General features: G+C 61.0%; 19 protein-coding genes and 2 pseudogenes. 13 read left to right on the forward strand and 8 right to left on the reverse strand.

Annotation, left to right across the window (positions count from 1 at the left end):
* Positions 1 to 116 precede the first annotated feature (116 nt).
* The 4 genes and pseudogenes from RX331_RS23340 to RX331_RS23355 form a co-directional block, all read right to left on the reverse strand.
* The gene (locus RX331_RS23340) at positions 117 to 1,052 is read right to left on the reverse strand and encodes a DUF2493 domain-containing protein (protein WP_317252246.1); all 936 of its coding nucleotides are present in this window, start codon (positions 1,050 to 1,052) and stop codon (positions 117 to 119) included.
* Positions 1,053 to 1,391: 339 nt separating this feature from the next.
* Complete coding sequence (locus tag RX331_RS23345) at positions 1,392 to 2,438, reverse strand: toprim domain-containing protein (RefSeq protein WP_317252247.1); 1,047 nt, start codon at positions 2,436 to 2,438, stop codon at positions 1,392 to 1,394.
* Between the two features lie 340 nt (positions 2,439 to 2,778).
* A pseudogene (locus RX331_RS23350) lies at positions 2,779 to 3,972 on the reverse strand (DUF932 domain-containing protein).
* A 393-nt stretch (positions 3,973 to 4,365) separates the two neighbouring features.
* Positions 4,366 to 4,563: a hypothetical protein gene (locus RX331_RS23355; protein ID WP_317252248.1), complete on the reverse strand. Its 198-nt coding sequence runs from the start codon at positions 4,561 to 4,563 to the stop codon at positions 4,366 to 4,368.
* A 1,104-nt stretch (positions 4,564 to 5,667) separates the two neighbouring features.
* On the opposite strand from RX331_RS23355, the gene RX331_RS23360 reads away from it, so the two are divergent.
* From RX331_RS23360 to tnpC, 9 genes and pseudogenes are all read left to right on the forward strand, one after another.
* Positions 5,668 to 6,087 (forward strand): gamma-glutamylcyclotransferase family protein, encoded by a 420-nt coding sequence (locus RX331_RS23360; RefSeq protein WP_317252249.1) that lies wholly within the window; start codon positions 5,668 to 5,670, stop codon positions 6,085 to 6,087.
* Between the two features lie 713 nt (positions 6,088 to 6,800).
* The gene (locus RX331_RS23365; protein WP_317258217.1) at positions 6,801 to 7,247 is read left to right on the forward strand and encodes an FAD-dependent oxidoreductase; all 447 of its coding nucleotides are present in this window, start codon (positions 6,801 to 6,803) and stop codon (positions 7,245 to 7,247) included.
* Entirely contained in the window at positions 7,166 to 8,263 is a 1,098-nt protein-coding gene (locus tag RX331_RS23370; RefSeq protein WP_317252250.1) for a GMC oxidoreductase, read from the forward strand. Before RX331_RS23365 ends, RX331_RS23370 begins: the two co-directional genes overlap by 82 nt.
* A gap of 143 nt (positions 8,264 to 8,406) precedes the next feature.
* Positions 8,407 to 8,703 carry an aminotransferase class III-fold pyridoxal phosphate-dependent enzyme gene (locus RX331_RS23375; RefSeq protein WP_317258218.1) on the forward strand — a complete coding sequence of 99 codons (297 nt, stop codon included), beginning with the start codon at positions 8,407 to 8,409 and terminating at the stop codon, positions 8,701 to 8,703.
* The gene (locus tag RX331_RS23380; protein ID WP_317252251.1) at positions 8,700 to 9,587 is read left to right on the forward strand and encodes an aminotransferase class III-fold pyridoxal phosphate-dependent enzyme; all 888 of its coding nucleotides are present in this window, start codon (positions 8,700 to 8,702) and stop codon (positions 9,585 to 9,587) included. Before RX331_RS23375 ends, RX331_RS23380 begins: the two co-directional genes overlap by 4 nt.
* A gap of 29 nt (positions 9,588 to 9,616) precedes the next feature.
* On the forward strand, positions 9,617 to 10,537 hold the full coding sequence (locus tag RX331_RS23385; protein ID WP_317252252.1) for a sulfotransferase: 921 nt from the start codon (positions 9,617 to 9,619) through the stop codon (positions 10,535 to 10,537).
* An 80-nt stretch (positions 10,538 to 10,617) separates the two neighbouring features.
* On the forward strand, positions 10,618 to 11,316 hold the full coding sequence (locus RX331_RS23390; protein ID WP_317252253.1) for an MFS transporter: 699 nt from the start codon (positions 10,618 to 10,620) through the stop codon (positions 11,314 to 11,316).
* Positions 11,304 to 11,756 (forward strand): hypothetical protein, encoded by a 453-nt coding sequence (locus RX331_RS23395; protein WP_317252254.1) that lies wholly within the window; start codon positions 11,304 to 11,306, stop codon positions 11,754 to 11,756. The genes RX331_RS23390 and RX331_RS23395 overlap by 13 nt, the downstream gene beginning before the upstream one ends.
* 31 nt (positions 11,757 to 11,787) lie before the next feature.
* A pseudogene (tnpC, locus tag RX331_RS23400) lies at positions 11,788 to 12,971 on the forward strand (IS66 family transposase); the annotation flags it as partial.
* Here the strand turns inward: tnpC and RX331_RS23405 are convergent.
* Genes RX331_RS23405 through RX331_RS23415 form a run of 3 tightly spaced genes read right to left on the reverse strand, consistent with a single transcriptional unit; the run spans position 12,937 to position 13,761 of the window.
* Positions 12,937 to 13,131, reverse strand: a complete 195-nt coding sequence (locus RX331_RS23405) for a condensation domain-containing protein (RefSeq protein ID WP_317252255.1) — start codon at positions 13,129 to 13,131, stop codon at positions 12,937 to 12,939. The pseudogene tnpC and the gene RX331_RS23405 overlap by 35 nt on opposite strands.
* Positions 13,119 to 13,463, reverse strand: coding sequence for a condensation domain-containing protein (locus RX331_RS23410; RefSeq protein WP_317258219.1), 345 nt, complete (start codon positions 13,461 to 13,463; stop codon positions 13,119 to 13,121). Before RX331_RS23410 ends, RX331_RS23405 begins: the two co-directional genes overlap by 13 nt.
* Positions 13,357 to 13,761, reverse strand: coding sequence for a hypothetical protein (locus RX331_RS23415; protein ID WP_317252256.1), 405 nt, complete (start codon positions 13,759 to 13,761; stop codon positions 13,357 to 13,359). Before RX331_RS23415 ends, RX331_RS23410 begins: the two co-directional genes overlap by 107 nt.
* Here RX331_RS23415 and RX331_RS23420 point away from each other — a divergent pair.
* Complete coding sequence (locus RX331_RS23420; protein WP_317258376.1) at positions 13,645 to 13,941, forward strand: hypothetical protein; 297 nt, start codon at positions 13,645 to 13,647, stop codon at positions 13,939 to 13,941. The genes RX331_RS23415 and RX331_RS23420 overlap by 117 nt on opposite strands.
* Before the next feature lie 771 nt (positions 13,942 to 14,712).
* On the opposite strand, the gene RX331_RS23425 is transcribed toward RX331_RS23420, so the two are convergent.
* Positions 14,713 to 14,922 (reverse strand): hypothetical protein, encoded by a 210-nt coding sequence (locus RX331_RS23425; RefSeq protein WP_317252257.1) that lies wholly within the window; start codon positions 14,920 to 14,922, stop codon positions 14,713 to 14,715.
* Positions 14,923 to 14,951: 29 nt separating this feature from the next.
* Here RX331_RS23425 and RX331_RS23430 point away from each other — a divergent pair, with 29 nt between their 5' ends.
* From RX331_RS23430 to RX331_RS23440, 3 genes are all read left to right on the forward strand, one after another.
* A complete protein-coding gene (locus RX331_RS23430) occupies positions 14,952 to 15,125 on the forward strand; it encodes a hypothetical protein (RefSeq protein WP_317252258.1) in 174 nt (57 codons plus the stop codon).
* Between the two features lie 171 nt (positions 15,126 to 15,296).
* On the forward strand, positions 15,297 to 16,478 hold the full coding sequence (locus RX331_RS23435; protein WP_317252259.1) for an HlyD family secretion protein: 1,182 nt from the start codon (positions 15,297 to 15,299) through the stop codon (positions 16,476 to 16,478).
* Positions 16,479 to 16,493: 15 nt separating this feature from the next.
* On the forward strand, positions 16,494 to 18,650 hold the full coding sequence (locus tag RX331_RS23440; RefSeq protein WP_317252260.1) for a peptidase domain-containing ABC transporter: 2,157 nt from the start codon (positions 16,494 to 16,496) through the stop codon (positions 18,648 to 18,650).
* The last annotated feature ends 276 nt before the right edge of the window (positions 18,651 to 18,926 follow it).

Raw genomic sequence — 18,926 nt, forward strand, 5'->3', positions numbered from 1 at the left:
ACCGAAACGAGATAAAGAAGCGAGGCAAATTCCTCGCTTGTGTCGTCACCGAAAGACAAATGGAGCGAGCAACACGAACGGCCCAGTTCTGTTGTATCAAACGGGCAGGCGGCGCTTTACGCGTCGCCGTCGCCGAATTTCCAAACCGGAATTCCGAACCGCCTCGCTTTGTCGGCGAGATTGTCCTGGATGCCAGTGCCGGGGAAAACCATGACCCCGATCGGCATTAGCGCCAGCATCGCATCGTTGCGCTTGAACGGTGCGGCCTTGGCGTGCTTGGTCCAGTCCGGCTTGAAGGCGATTTGCGGCACTTTGCGGTTCGTCGCCCATTTGGCGGCGATCAGTTCGGCGCCCTTCGGTGAGCCGCCATGGAACAGGACCATGTCGGGGTGCTTGGCGTGAACCTTGTCAAGACGGTCCCAGATGAGGCGGTGGTCGTTGAAATCAAGGCCACCGGTCAATGCAATCTTAGGTCCAGCTGGCAACAGCGACTCTGTCTCGGCGCGGCGTTTTGCAGCGAGGAAGTCTCTGGAATCGATCACCGCTGCGGTGAGTGAATGATGGTTGACCAGTGATCCGGATCGGGGCCGCCAGGGCGAGCGCGTATGGATTTCGAACTGCTCGATGGCCAGGTCTCGAAAGAGCTCAATGCAGTTTCGGCGCTCGATCAACGAAATTCCTTCTGCGGTAAGCCGCTCGAGTTCGACCGATCGCACCTCCGAGCCATCCTGCTCACATTGGCTCTTCCGCTGCGCCTGCTCGTTGTCATCGAGCTCGCGCTGGACCCGGTGGGTCGCGCGATGGAACAGATTGGCGGCCGACCATAGCAGGCCTTCCAGATCCGGCTCCATGCGGGTGTCGTTTAGCGAGACGACCAGAGCGTCGAAAATATCAGCTACCGCGGCTGTGATCGTCTTGCCCTCGGGCAGTGGCCTCGGATCTGGCTCGTTGCTGTATGGACGATAACCGTAGAGCTGCAATTCGGTCAGAACGTGGTCGATTGGGGATGAGCCGTGGGGCGATTCGAATTCGGAGTCGTCATGATCGGTCATGGGAAGAGGTCCTTTGCTGCATTGGCCGCGCTCATCGCGGCCTTCGTGGCGATCACCTGACGGCGGACGGGTCGGACCAGAACCCAAAACGAAGTGGAGGGCCGAAGCGAAGCGGAGGATGGCAGAGGTGCGGCTATTTTGCTTCGCGATGCAAAGGCGGCATTGCCAAGGCTTTGTTTTTGATGTCGAGCACCGCCGGCGGAAAATAGCCGCATCGCGGCCATTGCCGGTCCGCCCCGCTCGCCGTCCGATCGCCCTCTGGAAGGCCGGGGCGCGGCACTGTCCGGCAAAAGACCTCCGGTTGACCGATCTTCAGACTTCGCTTTCGACCGTCGTAGCTTACACTACGGTCGCCGAAGGCAAGAAGCGGACGACGTCCTCCGGCAGGAGCTGAATGCGCAGGGTTGCCCGAAGGTCGTCGATGCCGAAGGTGCGCAGATCTTCGTTGAAGTCGCCGAGCCGAGGCGACAATCCGATCGCCTCGATGCCTGCTGTTTCGGCAAGTTGCGTCAGAACCGTCGCCGCTACGTCGCCGGCCGCATCGGCGTCACGTGCGATATAGAGCCTGCGCAGATCCGGAGGGAGCAACATGGCAGCGAGATGGTGAGCCGAAAGTGCTGATACCATGGGCAATGTCGGCAGAGCGCAGCGCAAGGACAGCATGGTCTCTATGCCTTCACCCGCAGCGAGTACGTCATTCGCCACACCGAACCGGACTGCGTTTCCGAGCAGAAAACCCACCGCGCGACGCGGGGTATCGATTGGCGCTTTTCCGCGACCTGAAGGATCGAGCCAGGTGCGATGGATGCCGGTGATGATGCCATTGAGAGTGGTGACGGCGGCGATCAGCGCGGGCCAGGTCTCTGTCGGCAAGACGTCATCCGGCTTATAGTAGCAGCGCGGATGGAAGCGAAGGCTCTCGGTACCGTGCGAGACCAAAATGCCGCGCGTCCGAAGATACCTTTCGGCGATCGTGCCATGAATGGGCTTTGACATCGCTATAAGGCGCCGCACCGTTTCCGGTGAGCCGACTGGAGCGGGCGCAATCGAGGATTTCGATTCCGGCTCACGCTCAGGCCGCGGCAGGTTGAGAAACCGACGAGCCTCGGCTAGGACATCGCCAAATTCAAGGAGCCCACAGCTTTCCCTGATGACGTCGAGCAGATCCCCGTGCTCGCCGGTAGCCGCATCGGTCCATTTACCGGCGGATCCCTTCCCCGCATTAGGTCCGCGCAGCCGAACAAACATGGACCGGCCGGGTGTGTTGCGTGCGTCTCCTACGATCCAATACCGGCCAATGCGGCGGCCGTTGGAAAGGTAATGGCTACAGACAAGTTCGGCCTGCTCGGCAAGTCGGCGCGCGAGATCGGAAGCCCGGATTGACATGGTTAGGCTCCGATAAAACCGGCCGCACGGTGATTGGTCCTGGAGGAGCGCGCGGCGCGCAGTGCCTTGCGCAAGCTCCTCGATCGAGAGGCCTGCCTTGATGCGGCGGACATTGGATTGGCTGACCGCCGCCTGTCGAAGGGAACATCACTAGGCTGACTCAGCGTGATTTTCTGAACAGATATTGCCATTGAGGCTGCTCCGCGACGGACGATCCAGAGCCTTTCTCTGGATCTCCCTGTCCGTCATGGAGCTGAGCGCCGCCCTCTTCCTCTCGAGGGCGACGCCAAAACCCAAACACAAACGTTGTAGGTGGCCGCGCGGCGCGCCCCAACCGGCGTCAGGCGACCCCGTCGAGCAGCTTCTTCGCCTGCCATTCGAGATAGAGCCGGACATCCTGGTGCGGCTTGTCGCGTGCAACAGCCGTGATGCCCTGCACGAAGTCGAACACACTCTCAGGCTTGCGGCCTTCCGCAGCGAGCACCGTCTCAATGATCTTTGCGGTCTCTGATTTACCAAACCAACGTTTGCGCAGGAATTCGGTTCGATCATCGTCCGTGCGCGTAACGATGCGTTCTCGCGCAGCCTTGATGCCGTTAACAAAAGGCATAGGCGAGGAATTGGCGAAGCGGGTGAGCGCAGGTGCTACTTCGTAGGCGAAGCGTGAGGCGGCGTATTCGAGTGGCGGATGGTGATTTCCTCAAAATCTTCCACGCCCCAGAGATTGCGATTCTGACAGACGGCCCGGAGATAAAAGCTCGCGATGCCAAGCGTCTTCGCGCCCACCTCGGAATTCCAGCAATAGAAGCCGCGGAAGTAGAAGTCGGGCGAACCGTCCGGCAACCTGCCCGCCTCGATCGGGTTGAGGTCGTCCACCAGGAACAGGAAAACGTCACGATCCGAGGCATAGAGCGTGGTGGTGTTTTTCGTGATATCGACCCGCGGGTTATAGATGCCCGTCGACCAGTCGAGCACACCAGGGATCTTCCAGCGTGTATCGCCGGCGCCGTTGCCAGCTATCCGCTGGACCGCGGCGACCAATTCATGGTCGTAGATGCGACCGTACTCGGGGCCCGTGACCGCGCGCAATTCGACGCGTGCGTCCTCGACCGCGACGGTCTTGATCAATTCGGCGCGATGCGATGTTAGCGCATACTGGAGATTAATGGCGGCGAGAGGTGCTGGGAGCTGGCGCAAATAGGTGGACGGCGCACCAGCCATGGTCGTAAGCTGACCGAAGCTCCAGTAGGTCGGCGCAAGGGGTAATCCTCCCCTGGTAGGAACAGCGTCAGCCGCTCCGCTCGTCGCGATCCGCTTCCACCCTGATCGCGGAGCTCTCGGCCGTCCGGGTGCGGCTTCGCTCGGCGCGGCCGCGCACGGCGGCATATAGCTCTGACAGCGACAGGTACCGCTCGTCTGCCGGCCGGGAGAACCATTCGGAGGACACGCGGCCAATCCGCTCCCCTCGTCTCACATCTACCTTGTAGCCACCATCTTCACCGCGAGTGGCGTCCAATACATTCAGCTGGGTCATGGCTTATCTCCATGACGGGCGCCGCGAGCTCTCTCGCGACTTCTAACCCGTCATGGAAATCCCGACCGACCTCTTACTCTGGGGTGGCCGGCTGATCGGCTCGGACGTTGCTAGGAACTTCGCCAATATCCGATCTGAATGCTCCCGTAGCGAGGCAAAGCGGAGCGACTCGTGGGCGTGAGCCTGGAGAGGTCAGCAGAGCGCCGCACCGGCGGGACTCGGGGCCGACAGCCATCCCGAGATCTGTAAGGCACTCGCGGGAGAATCAGCGCAGCGCCGGCGCGAAACGCGGTAGGATCCGTGAGCGGCTCAGACACAGGGCGACGCACCAGGCCACTGGGGTCGAGAACAGTGCGGCGCCTGCCGCACGGATCAAACCCGTTCCATGGGCAGCTAGACCCGTGGAAGCGATATCTCTTCTCGGGTCATCGTCTGCGCATCGTAGATTTTGACCCGAAGCATTGGAAAGCGCATCTTCAACTCTTCTGCCCCAGCCTTTGCTCCATCTCTGGTCGTAAATTCGGCTTTCAATCGACCATCCACTTCGAGCGCGTAACCTGACGTGGGCAGTTTGCGGGCGGCAGCATTCATCTTGATTCTCTTCTCGCATTTGGGCTGTTGGATGGTAATGGCATAGCGTGAGTCGCTCAAATCACGCCAGCGGCGAATGAGTTTCTGTGAATTGTCGCGAGGCGGTAGCTACGAGCATTGGCCTTTCGGGCCTTCGGGAATTCCTTGATTTCTTCGCAGCCACGAGCGGACGGATGCCAGCCCTGCCAGCGTCGTGGTGGGCACTTCCAATCGGAACTGCACCCGGGGGTGCCGGCCCAGGCCGCCCTCTACAGGAAAAGCGCTCGAAGGCGGCGCGATGAAACGGTCTGGTTTCGTACGAATGCAAGCGCCCTTCCATTCTGCTCTTTTTCAAAGGGCTTGAATCGTACGTGGCGTCATATTGTAGGATCTCCAAGTAGGTCGCGACAGTCCCTTGCGACCCGAACGGGCCGCCGCTGAGTAGCAGGGGCGGAAGTGTCGATCCTAAGATGGTTGAATCACGCGAGCCAGTCGTCGGACCATTGACATGTGCTGACGAACGACAGTATCGAAATGTCCCTCTCCCAAACGGCGACGTTACTCCCTACTGCATGGATTTTGAGCGGCGCCACGTCTTAGGCAATCTTCTGCGCGACGAATACGAAGATCTCTTCAAAGCCCAATTTTTTGCGAAATCGTCGATCGCATGAACGGATTAGATGGTTTTCTGCTTTGCAGGATGTTTGAAGCTGCCGAACCAAGAGCGTCGGCACGCTGATCGCTTTGGCTGCGCGCGAGAAGCGGCGATCGCCTCGAGAACCGCGTCCGGCTGCTCCTCAAGATGGCCGCCGAGAATAGCGCGTAAAGCCCCCTTCTCCGAGCTGATCCGCATGATCGTCCCTGCTGGCGCATCTTGCGCCACAGGGACTCAAACTCATCAGGAAGTTGGCAAACGTTCGTGGTTGTGAATCATTTTGATTGTTCAAGCGCTTTCGCCTTCAACGAAGCTAAGAGAAACGTGTATGCATTCGGCACTTCACGGACTGTCATCACTGCGAGCATAGACATTCTAGTGGCGCATGCGATGGACGCGGTTGTGATCTAAGGCGACCTAGGGGCGTCGATCGGTTTTTCTTTGAGAACGGGAACGGCTACGGTTTTTCCATGGCGGATCGAGTAACGGTTTTCTTCTATGGTCTGTTCATGGATCCGGAACGCCTCGAGGCGAAAGGTCTTCGGCCAGCCAATGTCAGGCAGGCCTATATCGAGCGGTTTGCACTGAGGATCGGAGATCGGGCGACGTTGCTGGCCGATCCGGACGGGCGGGTCTACGGCACAACCGCGACTCTCACCCATGCCGAGATAGATCGGCTCTATTCAGGGCCGAGCGTCGCAGCCTATCGACCTGAACCAGTTCTCGCCCAATTTAGCAACGGAACGGCCGAGCTTGCGCTTTGCTTCAATCTTCCAACCATCCCGCAGGAAAAGACCACCAATCAAAGCTACGCATCTGACCTGCGAGCGGTCGCCCGAAAGCTGGGCTTGCCGGAATCATACGTGGCCAGCATCGGAAATAAGGAGTGAGGGCTAAATCCGCATCTCGATGCGGGCAGTGCCAGTTTGCAAACGGCCATCGCGGAGCTGGACGCATCGCCGGAGGCACAAACCGCGCTGTCGCATGAACGGCAATCGCCACCGCGCCGGAGTAGCAGTCTCAGCTACGATCTTGCAGCGCTTTGCGAGCTTTCGGCGAGTGAAGACACTGCAGGCGAGCTGCCAGTAAGAAAGCTCTGCCTGCTTCGGGAAACGCCATAACGCAGTTGCGGGGTGCGCAGCGTGCAGGCGTTTGCCTCTGGGGAGTTCGATCGGCTCGCCTCCCACTTGTCCCCTTGCAATGATCAACCGTGCCGAAGCCGTCGTGCTAATGCATGGACAACTGCTGTGAACTTGCATTTTTAGATGAGAATGAATTGAGAGTTTGAGCACCAGTGGACGCCGCGGTCCTGTTCGCGTCAGGTGCTTTGATGACGGTACTCTCTATATTCAGTTTCTTAACTTCGCTCCTTCTGGGAGGCGGGATTAATATTCATGCGACGCCGCTGAAAGGGCTTGAATCGCACGTCGCGTCATATTGTACGACTCTCATAGGTCACGACGGTTTCTGGCAGAGCTGGGCGTGGCATAGATTTGCCGTACGTTCAACGCCGGCTGTGACAATTCTCATCGCCGGATCGACCTGCCCATTGATGGACAGTCGCCATTACGCATGGCCGATGTTTGTTGTCAGAGGTGAGACAATGACGGCCGATGCCTTTGATGTATGTGTAATCGGCAGTGGTGCCAGTGGTTCAATAGTCGCCCATGAGATCGCCCGAAACGGTTTTCGGGTGCTCGTCTTGGAAGAAGGCCGCAAGCTACCCCCCGGCGCCTCACTGGCGTCTGTCCGACGTGGTATGAATGACGCGTTGGTTCGCTCTCCACCCGGTGCCTTGACGCCGTTCGGACGCCCGTGGACCGTGTCGGCGCTCGGTGGTGGAATGACCCTCTACGCCGGGATAGCTTTCCGTTATCGCACCGTCGATTTTGATGCGCGAGCGCATGTGGCCGCGGACGCGCTCGACCCGGTTTGGCCCATCGACTACCCCCGATGGGCGTGGCCCGGATGGCCGGCGCGGACCCGCACGAACCGCCAAGCGATCCTGCCGTGCTGCCGCCGCACGAGTACAGCCTGGAGGGGCGATTGATCGCCGACGCCGGCGGACGCCTAGGCCGGCTATCATTCCCCACCCCGCTGGCGACCGACTCGGTGCCGTACGGCGGCCGCCCGGCCTGTCACTCCTGCGGCCCGTGCAACGAACACCTGTGTCCGACCGGCGCAAGGGCGGACGCGCGGTCCCCGTTCATTCACGCTCCCTTGCCGCCTGGCGCGTTGACGGTGGCCTTGGGTAGCAAGGCTGTGCGCATCGACCTGGGCAACGTCAGCCGCGCGGACTCGGTGGAATGGCTGAACACCGTTACCCGGCAACGCTCTCGGGTCCGCGCCCGCTGCGTGGTGATCGCCGGCAACGCGATTCAGTCTGCCGCCCTGCTGCTACGATCTGCGCAGCACGCCGCGCCGAACGGCATAGGGAACGGCACTGACATGGTTGGCAGCGGCATCTCGTTCAAGATCAGCGGCTACGTGTCCGGCAGCACCACGCTGGACCGGGTGCCCACGCAGTCGGTGGGCGGTCCCTTCTCCACCGTCGCGATCTCCGATCACTATCTCGACGACGAGGCGCCTTCCGGGCTGGGCGGACTTATCTACGAAGCCAGTCCGACCGAGCGGGCGGTACGCGACGGAAAGATAGCGCTACGACTGCATTTCCTGGCGGCCGACCAGCCCATGCGCAGCAACGCGGTCCGACTGGCGAACAGTCGGGATCGGCTAGGTCTGCCGAAAATCATTCTTGAATATTGGACCCATCCGCTAGACAAACGCCGATTAGGCTATTTGTCTCGGCTCGCGTCGGACTTGCTGGTTGAGGCCGGCGTGAAGAAGTTCGATTACCAGGATTCCAACTACCAGTTTGGTAGTGGGCATCTGCATGGCGGCTGCCGATCCGGGATCGATCCGAAGGAATCCGTGACCGACCGTTGGGGCCGGGTGCACGACATCGACAATCTCTATGTCGCGGCGGCGGCTTCTTCCCTTATTCCGGCGGCGTCAACCCGACCTTCACCATTCAGGCGAACGCGCTGCGGATCGCTCGGAGGATAATCACGCAGCTGGCCTAACGGACCCCATGTCCATCAGCACTCTCAGCACCACCGCAGCCGCGACCGAGACGCACCGCCATTGGTTGCGGGCTCCGCGTTACCGCGTCGGAGAAATGGGATCTCAACCGGCGTTTTCCGGTGGTGATGACCCGCGCATCCGGCGCGCATGTGTGGGATGTTGACGGAAAACAATACGTGGATCTTACCTCGTGTACCGGGGCCGCGCCGCTGGGAGCCGGATACGAACCAGTAGTCGATCACGTCGCCGCGGAAATGCGCCGCACCGGCGGCATCCTGCTGGGGCCGTTGTCCGTGCATCGGGTCGAGTTAGCCGAACGGCTGGCGGAGATCTTTCCGGTCGCGCAACGCTCGGTGTTCTTCCGCACTGGCTCCTGCGCCACCATTGCCGTGGTCCGCCTCGCCCGCGCACACCGGGCGTGAATCTGGTGCTGACCAGCGGATATCACGGCTGGCACGACTGGCACTTGCAGGACCGGCCAGGGATGGGGCTTGCCAACCGGGACTGGGACAGTGTGGATTTTCACTACGACCTGGACCTGCTCGATCAATTGGCCAAGCTGAAGCGCGTCGCTGCGGTGATCATCCCCCCGGAGGTCAACGTCTTCCCGCCCGAATACCACCGTGAGCTGCAGAACTTGGTGCGTCAGCACGGCGCCCTGCTGATCCTGGAAATGACCGGATTCCGCTACGCCCTCGGCCGCTACCACACCGCAGTCGGACTCACACCCGACCTGATCACACTGAGCAAAGGACTGGCGAATGGCATGGCGCTGTCCGCGGTGATCGGCCGGGCGGACGTGCTTAACGCCGCCGAAAAGACTTACTTTGGCAACACCTATCAGCGCGAGGTCACCCTATTTGCAGCTGCGCCCAGCACCCTGGACGCGCTGCGCGGCGTCGCAGCGCTTGCCCAAATGCGACAGCTCGGAGAGCAACTCATCAACGGGCCCAACGATGTCTTCGCCGACGAGAAGCTCGAGGCGTGGGCCTTCGCCTGGCCCACCATGTTTGACGTCGTGTTCGCCGACGCCGAACTGGGCCACGCGTTCTTCCAGGAGATGTGGTCACGTGGCTTCCTCATGCAGTACGGCGGCCGGTTCATGCCATCCGCGGCATTGTCCGACACCGATGTGCGGGCTGCGATCGAAGGCGCCGGACAGGCCCTGCCGGCGGTACTGGCCCGAGTGGAAAGCACAGGTGGCGACCCGGACCCGATTGCCGCCGCCATGCGGTTCGCCGGCGATCACTTCGTGGCCACCCCTGCTTCGGTCCGGCGCTGGTTCACGGCGCCCAGCTATCCATGAGTACAAGCTCTCAACAGGAGGACATTGGCATGCCCGAGTTCGACCCGTTTTCCACCTCGCCGGTGCTGCTCGGCGGCGAAAATCGATCCGGTACCACCTTGCTCAGCGTGGTGCTAGATTCGCATCCCGATCTGGTGGTGGGGCCGGAAATCGATTTCCTCGAACCGCCGGACCTCGGCCCGCACATCCTGCGCTCGGTCGACATGCTCGCCGCTCGCCCTACGGCTAAAAGCGGAATCGACTCCTTCTGGTTCGACGTCGACCCGTTCTGGTATGACGGCGTACACTTCGTGGTGCAGTGCCGGAGATCCGGCCTGGACTTCGACGCCATGCGCACGCTGGTCGCCAAGGTGATGGCTGAGTTATCCAGCGACGTCGTCTCGTTCGCCGAGCGATGTAAGCTGATCAATGAGATCGGTGAATTCCGCAGGGCGTGCACTGGAGCCCGGCCGTGGGGACTGAAGCTGCAACGTAAGATAACCGAGGTCGACGACTATGCCCGGCTATGGCCGCGCGCTCATTTCGTGCACATTGTGCGGGATGGTCGGGACTTGGCCGCTTCGCACCTGAAAACCGTGCCTGACTGGGGATACCGGACCGTAGCTGAAGCTGCGCGGGGGTGGCTTGAAGTGGTGTGCCGGCCGCATCGGGTCGCGCCGCCAGACCGCTATCTCGAGGTGCGGTATGAGGATCTGGTGAGTAGCCCCCGCTCCACCCTGACCCAAATACTGGACCACCTGGGCCTGCCCTGGGACGAGGCCGTGCTGCGCCACGCCGAACACGAGCACGCGCTGTTCGAGCGCCCGTACGGCCACCCAGCGGCCGAGTCCGCCGGCAAACCGCTGCATCCCGGCCGGCTCGGTCGCTACAACCAGGATCTGACGCGGGCGCAGATCGCGGAGTTCGAGCGGATCGCCGGTGGTGAACTGGCCCGGCTGGGATATCTTTAGACGCCGGCCCCGACCGTCGAGGCGTGAGACGCCCCGCCTTTTCCGGCCCGCCTCGCGGTTTGCCGCGCGACTAGTTAGCCATGCTCATCGGGCACACCGTGTCGCAGCTCGGATCCGAGGTGACGGTGCTGGTGCTACCGCTAAACGCTATTACCCTGCTAAGTGCGGGGCCAGCGGAGACCGGGCTGCTGCTGGCCTGCGGCCGCGCACCTTACCTGGTGATCGGCCTGTTCGCAGGGGTGATTGTGGACCGCCTGCCGCACCGGCCGATCCTGTTGACGGCCAACTTGGTGATGGCGGCGACGCTGGCCACGATTCCGCTACTATTAGCCGGCCTTGGGCACCTCGGAATGATCCAGCTGTACATCGCGAACACGCTTTTCGGAGCGGCCGCGGTGATCGCCGACTTGACCTATCTGGCGTGTGTGCCGACGGTGGTGGACCGGGCTCGACTGATCAGGGCGCAGAGTTTTTGGCAACTCAGCAAAGCGAGCGTGTTGGCGGCCGGTCCGTTCTTGGGCCGGCTGGCTGCTCAGCGCGTTCTCCGCGCCGATAGCGATCCTACCAACTCGGCCTCCTTCTTGCTCGCTACCATGTTGTTGCCACTGGTGCCGATGCGCGCGGCCGAGCACCCGGTGGTTGGGTCGACCTCGTACTCGGCCAGATTGAGAAGGGCTGACAGCGGTATTTGGCATCCGATTCTGCGAGCGGTCACGTTGGCTACCGCCATCTTTGTCTTCTGCTACAACGCTTACTCCGCGGTCTTTTGCTGTATCTAACCAAGGAGTTAGGTTTCGATGGTTGGACCACGGGCGTGGTAGTCGGCATCGGCGCACTCGGTGGCGTTGTCGGCGCGATCACTGCACCGTGGGCCGGCCTCGTGATCGGCCTCGGGCCGGTGTTGATGGTCGCCCTGGCGCTCAGCGCCGCAGGCATGGCTCTGGCGGCGCTGCTTACCGAGCCGCGGTGGGCTGCATTGGCGTGCGTGGCGCTGTCCCAGTTCGTGTTGTGGGTTGGCCAGGAAATCTACAACGTGCACCAGGTCCCGATTCGATACGCGCCTGTCCCGAACCGGGTGCAGGGCCGCGTCAGCGCGAGTATCCGGAGCGTAGTTTGGGGTCTAGCGCCACTGGGTGCGCTGCTCGGTGGCGCGGTCGGCGCCGGAGCTGGCCTGCGCGCCACGATGGTGGCCAGCAGCGTGCTAGGCGCGGGGAGCTGATCGCGCCTCTGATCCGCATGACGTTGCCGCCCTGAAGGAGGCGCTGGCAGCCGAGCGCGCGAAGGGGTTGGAGATCGCCGCCGAGCTCGCGGTCGCTCGCGCGAAAGCGTCGGAAGACGAAGCGCTGATCGCCCAGCAGCAGTTGCAGATTGCCAAGCTGAAGCATCAGATCTATGGGCAGCGGTCGGAACGTTCGGCGCGGCTGATCGAGCAGTTGGCGCTGACGTTCGAAGAGCTGGAAGCCGACGCCACCGAGGACGAGCTTGCGGCAGAACGAGCGTGGCGAAGACGACGACGGTGCGCGGATTTACGCGCAAGCGCGCTGAGCGCCAGACCTTCCCTGAGCACCTTCCCCCGGATCGGGTGGTGATCGAAGGACCTACGGCTTGTGAATGCTGCGGCAGCAATCGCCTTCGCAAGCTCGGCGAGGACGTGACGCGCACGCTGGAAGTAGTGCCGCGCCAGTGGAAGGTGATCGAGACGGTCCGGGAGAAGTTCTCCTGCCGCGATTGCGAGAAGATCAGCCAGCCGCCGGCTCCGTTCCATGCCATCGCCCGGGGATGGGCCGGCCCGAGCCTCCTGGCCATGATCATGTTCGAGAAGTTCGGCCAGCATCATCCCTTGAACCGCCAGGCCGAGCGCTATGCCCTGGAAGGGGTGCCGATCGCGCTGTCGACCATGGCGGACGCCGTGGGCTCGGTCTGTACGGCGCTGGATCCCCTGCTGCGCCTGGTGGAAGCCCATGTCATGGCGGCCGAGCGGCTTCATGCCGATGATACGACGGTGCCGGTGCTGGCCAAGGGCAAGACCGACACAGGACGGTGCTGGATCTACGTTCGGGACGACCGGCCGTTCGGGGGCGCGGGCCCTCCAGCAGCGATGTTCTACTACTCCCGCGACCGCAAGGGCGAGCATCCTCAGGGGCATTTGGCCCGGTATGCCGGCATCCTGCAGGCCGACGCCTATGACGGGTACAACCAGCTCTATCTGGCCGGGCGGCAGCCCGGACCGATCCGGGAAGCTGCCTGCTGGTCGCATGGAAGGCGCCCGTTCTTTGCCATGGCCGATATCGAAGAGAATGCGCGGCGCAAGGGTGCCGGAAAGAAGGAAATCCCGCTCTCGCCGATTGCGATCGAGGTCGTGCGGCGGATCGATGCGCTGTTCGAGATCGAGCGCTCCATCAATGCATCAACTCTTCGATCTCGCGCCGGCCGCGATTGGCGCTCGGCACCCCGATCACAAGGTCGTCCTGCCCCGACAGACGCGACAGCACCGCAGCCCACGCCGCCAGCACCGTCATGAACAACGTCGTGCCATGCTCCCGGCTCAGCCGCCTCAAGCCTCGCGTCAGATCCGCATCGATCACGACAGGCACACTGGCCCTACTAAACGACTGTTGCGCCGGCCGCGGCCGGTCCGTCGCAGCGCCAGACGCGCCGGCGCATCAGATAGATTGCTGCGCCAATACTGCGCCTGGTTCGAGAGCCGCTCGCCCGACAGCCACTGCCGTTGCCAGGCCGCATAGTCCGGATACTGGATCGCAAGCGGCGGCAGGGGATCGTCTTCTCCGGCCACAAACGCCCGGTACAGGCTGCTCAGCTCACGCACCAACACGCCCAGCGACCAGCCGTCCGAGACGATATGATGCTGCATCAGCAGGAACACGTGCTCTTGCTCCGACATCCGGATCAGCCGCCCCCGGATCAGCGGACCGCGTGCCAGATCGAACGGTGGTGCGCACTTCCTCCTGGCACAGATCCGCAAGCGCGGCGTCCGCATCTACCCTGTCCCGCAGATCGTGCTCCACGACCGGCGGCCCCGCATCCGGCGGCAGAACCTCAACCCGGGGCTCACCCTCTGAGGCGACAAAGACACTGCGAAGCGCCTCATGACGCGCCCACACGCGGTCAAGACTGCGCTGCCAGGCGGTGCGATTGAGCACGCCGCGCAGCCGCCACGCCTGCGCAAAGTGGTAGGTCGTGCTGGTCCGATCCAGCTGCGCCAAAAACCACAGCCGCTGCTGCGCAAACGACAGTGCCAGAGGGCTTTCGCGTCCAACCTTTCGTATCAACGTAGTTTCTTGGCTGCTACTCCGGTTTATCTCCTTGGCGAAGACAACAAGCTTGCTCAAGCCTTCTACATCCAGCTCTTCCAAGCTAGACCTAACGATATTTGTCATTTCTAGCCCCCAGAGAGAGCAGCCTCTGAAGCTCGTCGAGATCAAATTCTCGTTCGAGCAAAGCAATAGACGTTTCGTCGGGCGCTTTCCTCACCTCGACCAAGAAACAAGGCGCTGCCGTTCGGTTCAATCCCTCCAAAGAGTACGTGCGCTCAGCACTCGACAGCAGCCCAATCCGCCCAGCAGCTTCGAGAACGCTGGCCGCACATCCGCTGCTCCCCTGTTAAATCGCTGCGCTGCAGCTGCAAGCTGACGTCCCGCTAAACCGAGCCGCCGGAACAGATCGCGGCACATCACCTCGAACATGGCGCGCGGCACCTCCTGACAGGGACCATTCCATCCAGTTCGGAGTGCCGGCATGAGAGGCCTCGCGACGGCCGCGCAGGTGACATGAGCGGCAGCGTCAGCACGAAATTGATTTGGATCAATCGAGCAAACTCCATCTGAACTCTTAGACATCGGCCGCGATGGTCGTGTCGGATTCTTCCGCATCTCAAGCAACGGATGTGCCAAAGGGGTTCGGCGAGCTCTTCCTAGAGACACAACGCGCCTCTCGCTACGTTGACGGAATACTCCCGTCTTATTGTCGGGCTTGAGACATCGACGTCTCGGACCGGACATAGCTCCGGCATCTTCAAGGGTCTCTTCACGGAAGGCGCCGTTAAGCGGCGTCAAGTTAAGCCCCGATTCGCCAGCTGGACATCACCCGCGGCGTGCCGGCGCCGTTTAGATTCGATCGCATCAACGTGCCATCACTGGATCGCTACTATTTTCACGTCACTGGACTTGCACGATCCGCTCGTCGCCGCTCTCCCGACGCGCCTCGCGTTGGCGCCGTTGCCGTGTCTGCACGTCCCAGATCCAGTCATGTTCGGCCGGCGGCTGCTGCAAAAATGCAGAACGGTTTTCCTGCGGTTCCTCCAGCGCAGTTGGCACGATTCTTGAGTTCCTTTCGTTGCGCGGCGGCAGCAGCTGCCGAACCCGCATCGCTGATCGACCTTGAAAAGGAGACAATCATGGAAACCGATATGTCAGTCTACGGTTTAGTCGAACTAACTCCTGAAGAAGCATCTGCAACTTCGGGAGGCAGTTTTTGGGGGGCTATGAAAGGAGTTTTTCGCGGACTAGGAAAATTTTTCGTTGGTGCGGGGATGTTAATGGTTGCAGCATTTAGGAGCATATCTTTATGACACCATCAAGAACGGTCACCGATAAGTGGAGCAAGTCCTCTATACGCCATACTGAGAGCGCGGCGCTGGTCGGGTGCATGCCTCATATTTGGAGCACCACCGGCGTCGCGGTGAAGACAGATTCGCAGTTCCATCGAAATGGCTATTCGTCATGAGCAATGAACTTCTGACATGACCGATATCGTACTTCCTCCAGAGCTTATCGGCTATACTGCGGAGAGCATCCTATCCCGAGGATCAGGAGGATCTTTAGTCATCTATAAGATCGTAGTGCTCTCTGTGGTCGCGGCATTGTTCGCGCTGCCACTCATCAATATAACGGTCTCTGTTCAAAGTGCCGGCGCCATTCGCCCCACCATCGAGAAAACGCCCCTGATCGCACCCGTCTCCGGACGCATCTCGCGCATCCTTGCCGTCGAGAACGATGTGGTCACCCAGGGCCAAGAGATACTCGCTCTCGACGATGAGGTAGTTGAGGAAAAGCTGAGGGCGCTTACAGGCGAAATTCGCGCTAAGAGCGATCTTGCCCGCGATCTCGAAACCCTGATCTCCTCCGGCACACAGGCCAAGGACCCCATCCACCTCCTGACCGAGTCGGCCGCGGCCGAGCGGTTGCATTTTCTCAGCCTGCTGCGGGAGAACGACTATGCCCGCAGTAACGCCGCGGCAGACCTTGACCGCGCTAAGCGACTGGTTTCCGTTGCTGCAGCCCCCACAAAGGTCGTCGACGAAAAGGCTTTCGCCCTCCAGAGCATTGAGGTCAAAGGCGAGATCCTCGCCCGGCGCAAGTCCGCCGAGTGGAACCAGCGGCTCTTCGACACTAACCTACGTCTTAAGGAGCTCGCGGCCAATTTGCATCAGCTCGAGAACGAGCGAGATCTGACCCACATTCGAGCCCCCGTGTCGGGTGCGCTAGAGCAATTCTCCGGCCTCTCCCCGGGAACTTACGTCCAAGCGGGGCAAACCGTCGCTCGGGTCTCTCCGGACCGCGAACTGGTGGCGGAAATCTACGTCTCTCCCAACGACATCGGCTTCGTGCGGCCGGGCCAGTCGGTACGGCTCCAAGTGGATGCCTTCAACTACAATCAATGGGGTGTCATCGAGGCGACAGTGCTCGACGTGGCGCAGGACTTCACCTTCCACGACAGGAATCCGGTCTTCAAGGTCCGCTGCGCGCTCTCTCGCAGCCATCTCGCGCTGAAAAACGGGGTCATCGGTCACCTGAAGAAAGGCATGACCGTGCGGGCCCGCTTCCTCGTAGCGGATCGCACTCTCCTGCAACTCCTCTACAATGACGTCGACGCTTGGCTCAATCCGCTCCTGATGGCCCGGCCCGCTAATTCTTCCAAATAGCCGCGGCGAGCCGCCATGTCGAGCAAGGTCATCAAGTTCAAGCAGCGCGACATAACTGATTGCGGGGCCGCCAGCCTTGCGTCTGTCGGAGCCTTCTATGGCTACAAGTTGCCACTGTCGCGCATCCGCCAGTATGCCTCGACCGACCGCTCCGGCACCACGGTGTCAGGCCTCACGCAAGCAGCTCAAAAGCTGGGCTTCATCGCCAAGGGGGTGAAGGGTGGCTTCGACAGCCTGTATAAGATCCCAAAGCCCGCGATCGCCCACGTAATCGTCAAGGAGGTCCTGCACCACTTCATCGTAATCCAGGCCATCGACGCTAGATGGGTCACCGTCATGGACCCAGCCTATGGCGAAATCCGCAAGCTATCGCACGAGGAATTCAAGGCGCAATGGACTGGTGTCCTGGTGCTCCTGGTTCCGGCAGATGCCTTCCAGCGCCGCGACGAGACTACGTCACCCCTCGCCCGCTTCGCCCGTCTGCTTGTGCCACACAAGGGTGTGATGGCGCAGGCTCTCGTCGGAGCCCTGGTGACGACAATACTTGGCCTCTCGACGGCCATCTACGTCCAGAAGATTGTCGATCATGTGATCACAGCGGGCAACCGCAACCTGCTCAACTTGATGAGCGTCGCCATGCTGCTGATCCTGGTGCCAGAGATCCTGGTCAATTTCCTCAGAAGCCGGCTCGTTCTGCAAACGGGGCAGAAGATCGATATCTGCTTGATCCTCGGCTACTACAATCACATCCTAAGCTTGCCCCAGAAGTTCTTCGATAGCATGCGCATGGGCGAAATCGTCTCCCGCATGAACGACGCGGTGAAGATCAGGAGTTTCCTGAATGACGTCTCGATCACCATGTTCGTGAACGTGATAGTGACACTGTTCTCGTTCGGGCTGATGTTCGTCTACTCGTGGAAGATCGGCTTGGTCGTCGCGGTCTCAATTCCATTTTACCTCTTGCTTTATTGGACCATCAACCGGCTGAACAGTAAGCGCGAGCGCGCCATTATGGAGAACACTGCCGATCTGGAGGCGCAGCTGGTTGAATCACTCGGAGCCGTCTCCACGATCAAGACTTTCGGTATAGAAAGTTTTGCCAGCCTTAAGATGGAGACCCGCTTCATCAAGACGCTGCACTCATTCTACAGCTCCGACCTCATCTCGATCGTCGGAGACAATGCCTCGACTTTCATCTCGACCCTATTCACCATTGTGCTGATGTGGTTCGGTACGACGCTTGTCCTCGATCAGACCATTACGCCCGGCGAATTGCTGTCCTGCTATACGTTGCTGGGCCATATCACCGGACCAGTAGCGAGCCTGATCCAAACCAATCGGATCGTGCAGGATGCCTTTATCGCGGCGGATCGCCTGTTCGAGGTCTTCGACCTGGAGCCGGCAAGCGGCGGCGGCATTGATGCCACCAAGTCCGACCTTGGCGATATCCGCCTGGAGAACGTCACGTTCCGTCATGGTGCGCAGCCGGAGCTGTTCCAGGATCTCAGTGTCACCTTCCGTCGAGGCGAGATGACGGCCGTGGTGGGGGAAAGCGGCTCGGGCAAGAGCTCGCTTGCCGCGCTGCTGCAAAATGTCTACCCGCTTGCGGGCGGACGCATCCGGATCGGCCCCTATGACCTCCAGGACATCTCGACCGCATCCCTGCGAAAGGTCGTTGCCGCGGTACCGCAATCGATGGACGTGTTCTCGGGCTCGGTGATCGAGAACATTGCCCTTGGCGAGTTCGAGCCGGACATTGAGAAGATCGTGCAAATCTGCGACCAAATAGGGCTACGTGAGGCGATCGAGCGCTGGCCCGGTGGCTTCCAGGCCTATCTGGGCGAGAACGGCGTACGCGTCTCCGGCGGCGAGAAGCAGCGCCTTGCGTTGGCGCGGGCTTTGTACCGGGATCCGGAAATCCTGATCCTGGACGAGGCGACCGCCGCTCTCGACTCCGTCGCCGAGACGTTTGTCCTAGGGGTGGTTGAGAATCTGCGTCGGGCAGGCAAGATCATTGTCGTCATCTCTCATCGTCTCAACACGATTTGCGGAGCCGACAAGATCGTAGTCTTAGATAAGGGACGGGTTGTTGCGGAGGGAAGGCATCCTGATCTGCTGACAGCTGAAGGCGCTTACGCTCGCTTGTGGCGGGCGCAAACCGGATCCAGCTAACAGTTCAAGGTGGGGCATCGCAGAATTTTCCCGGGATGCTACGCTAAGCCGATTCGAGGAGGGCCTGTCGAGCGCTGTTACGGAAGCGGTCGCTTTCGACGGCAAACATGAGAGCAGGCTTTTGAAACAAGCAACTCACCGCTGAACCATGACTCATTGGTTCAGATAAGATTTGCAGATGTTGTGTGCGGGGCGACGACAATCGAACGAGCACTACCACCATTACGAACGTCGGCAATGCGATTGCGGATGAGGCGGTCCCATGAGGAAGTAGCG

Origin of the sequence: Bradyrhizobium sp. BWA-3-5 (assembly GCF_032917985.1) — a bacterium.
In the GTDB taxonomy this organism is placed as follows: domain Bacteria; phylum Pseudomonadota; class Alphaproteobacteria; order Rhizobiales; family Xanthobacteraceae; genus Bradyrhizobium.

Excerpts from the sequence above, each read along its gene's own strand:
- RX331_RS23340 (WP_317252246.1), bottom strand. The coding sequence starts at position 1,052 with ATGACCGATCATGACGACTCCGAATTCGAATCGCCCCACGGCTCATCC.
- RX331_RS23360 (WP_317252249.1), top strand. The coding sequence starts at position 5,668 with ATGGCGGATCGAGTAACGGTTTTCTTCTATGGTCTGTTCATGGATCCG.
- RX331_RS23385 (WP_317252252.1), top strand. The coding sequence starts at position 9,617 with ATGCCCGAGTTCGACCCGTTTTCCACCTCGCCGGTGCTGCTCGGCGGC.
- RX331_RS23420 (WP_317258376.1), top strand. The coding sequence starts at position 13,645 with ATGACGCGCCCACACGCGGTCAAGACTGCGCTGCCAGGCGGTGCGATT.
- RX331_RS23355 (WP_317252248.1), bottom strand. The coding sequence starts at position 4,563 with ATGAATGCTGCCGCCCGCAAACTGCCCACGTCAGGTTACGCGCTCGAA.
- RX331_RS23375 (WP_317258218.1), top strand. The coding sequence starts at position 8,407 with ATGACCCGCGCATCCGGCGCGCATGTGTGGGATGTTGACGGAAAACAA.
- RX331_RS23425 (WP_317252257.1), bottom strand. The coding sequence starts at position 14,922 with ATGCGGGTTCGGCAGCTGCTGCCGCCGCGCAACGAAAGGAACTCAAGA.
- RX331_RS23435 (WP_317252259.1), top strand. The coding sequence starts at position 15,297 with ATGACCGATATCGTACTTCCTCCAGAGCTTATCGGCTATACTGCGGAG.
- RX331_RS23390 (WP_317252253.1), top strand. The coding sequence starts at position 10,618 with ATGCTCATCGGGCACACCGTGTCGCAGCTCGGATCCGAGGTGACGGTG.
- RX331_RS23370 (WP_317252250.1), top strand. The coding sequence starts at position 7,166 with ATGGCCGGCGCGGACCCGCACGAACCGCCAAGCGATCCTGCCGTGCTG.
- RX331_RS23365 (WP_317258217.1), top strand. The coding sequence starts at position 6,801 with ATGACGGCCGATGCCTTTGATGTATGTGTAATCGGCAGTGGTGCCAGT.
- RX331_RS23430 (WP_317252258.1), top strand. The coding sequence starts at position 14,952 with ATGGAAACCGATATGTCAGTCTACGGTTTAGTCGAACTAACTCCTGAA.
- RX331_RS23440 (WP_317252260.1), top strand. The coding sequence starts at position 16,494 with ATGTCGAGCAAGGTCATCAAGTTCAAGCAGCGCGACATAACTGATTGC.
- RX331_RS23345 (WP_317252247.1), bottom strand. The coding sequence starts at position 2,438 with ATGTCAATCCGGGCTTCCGATCTCGCGCGCCGACTTGCCGAGCAGGCC.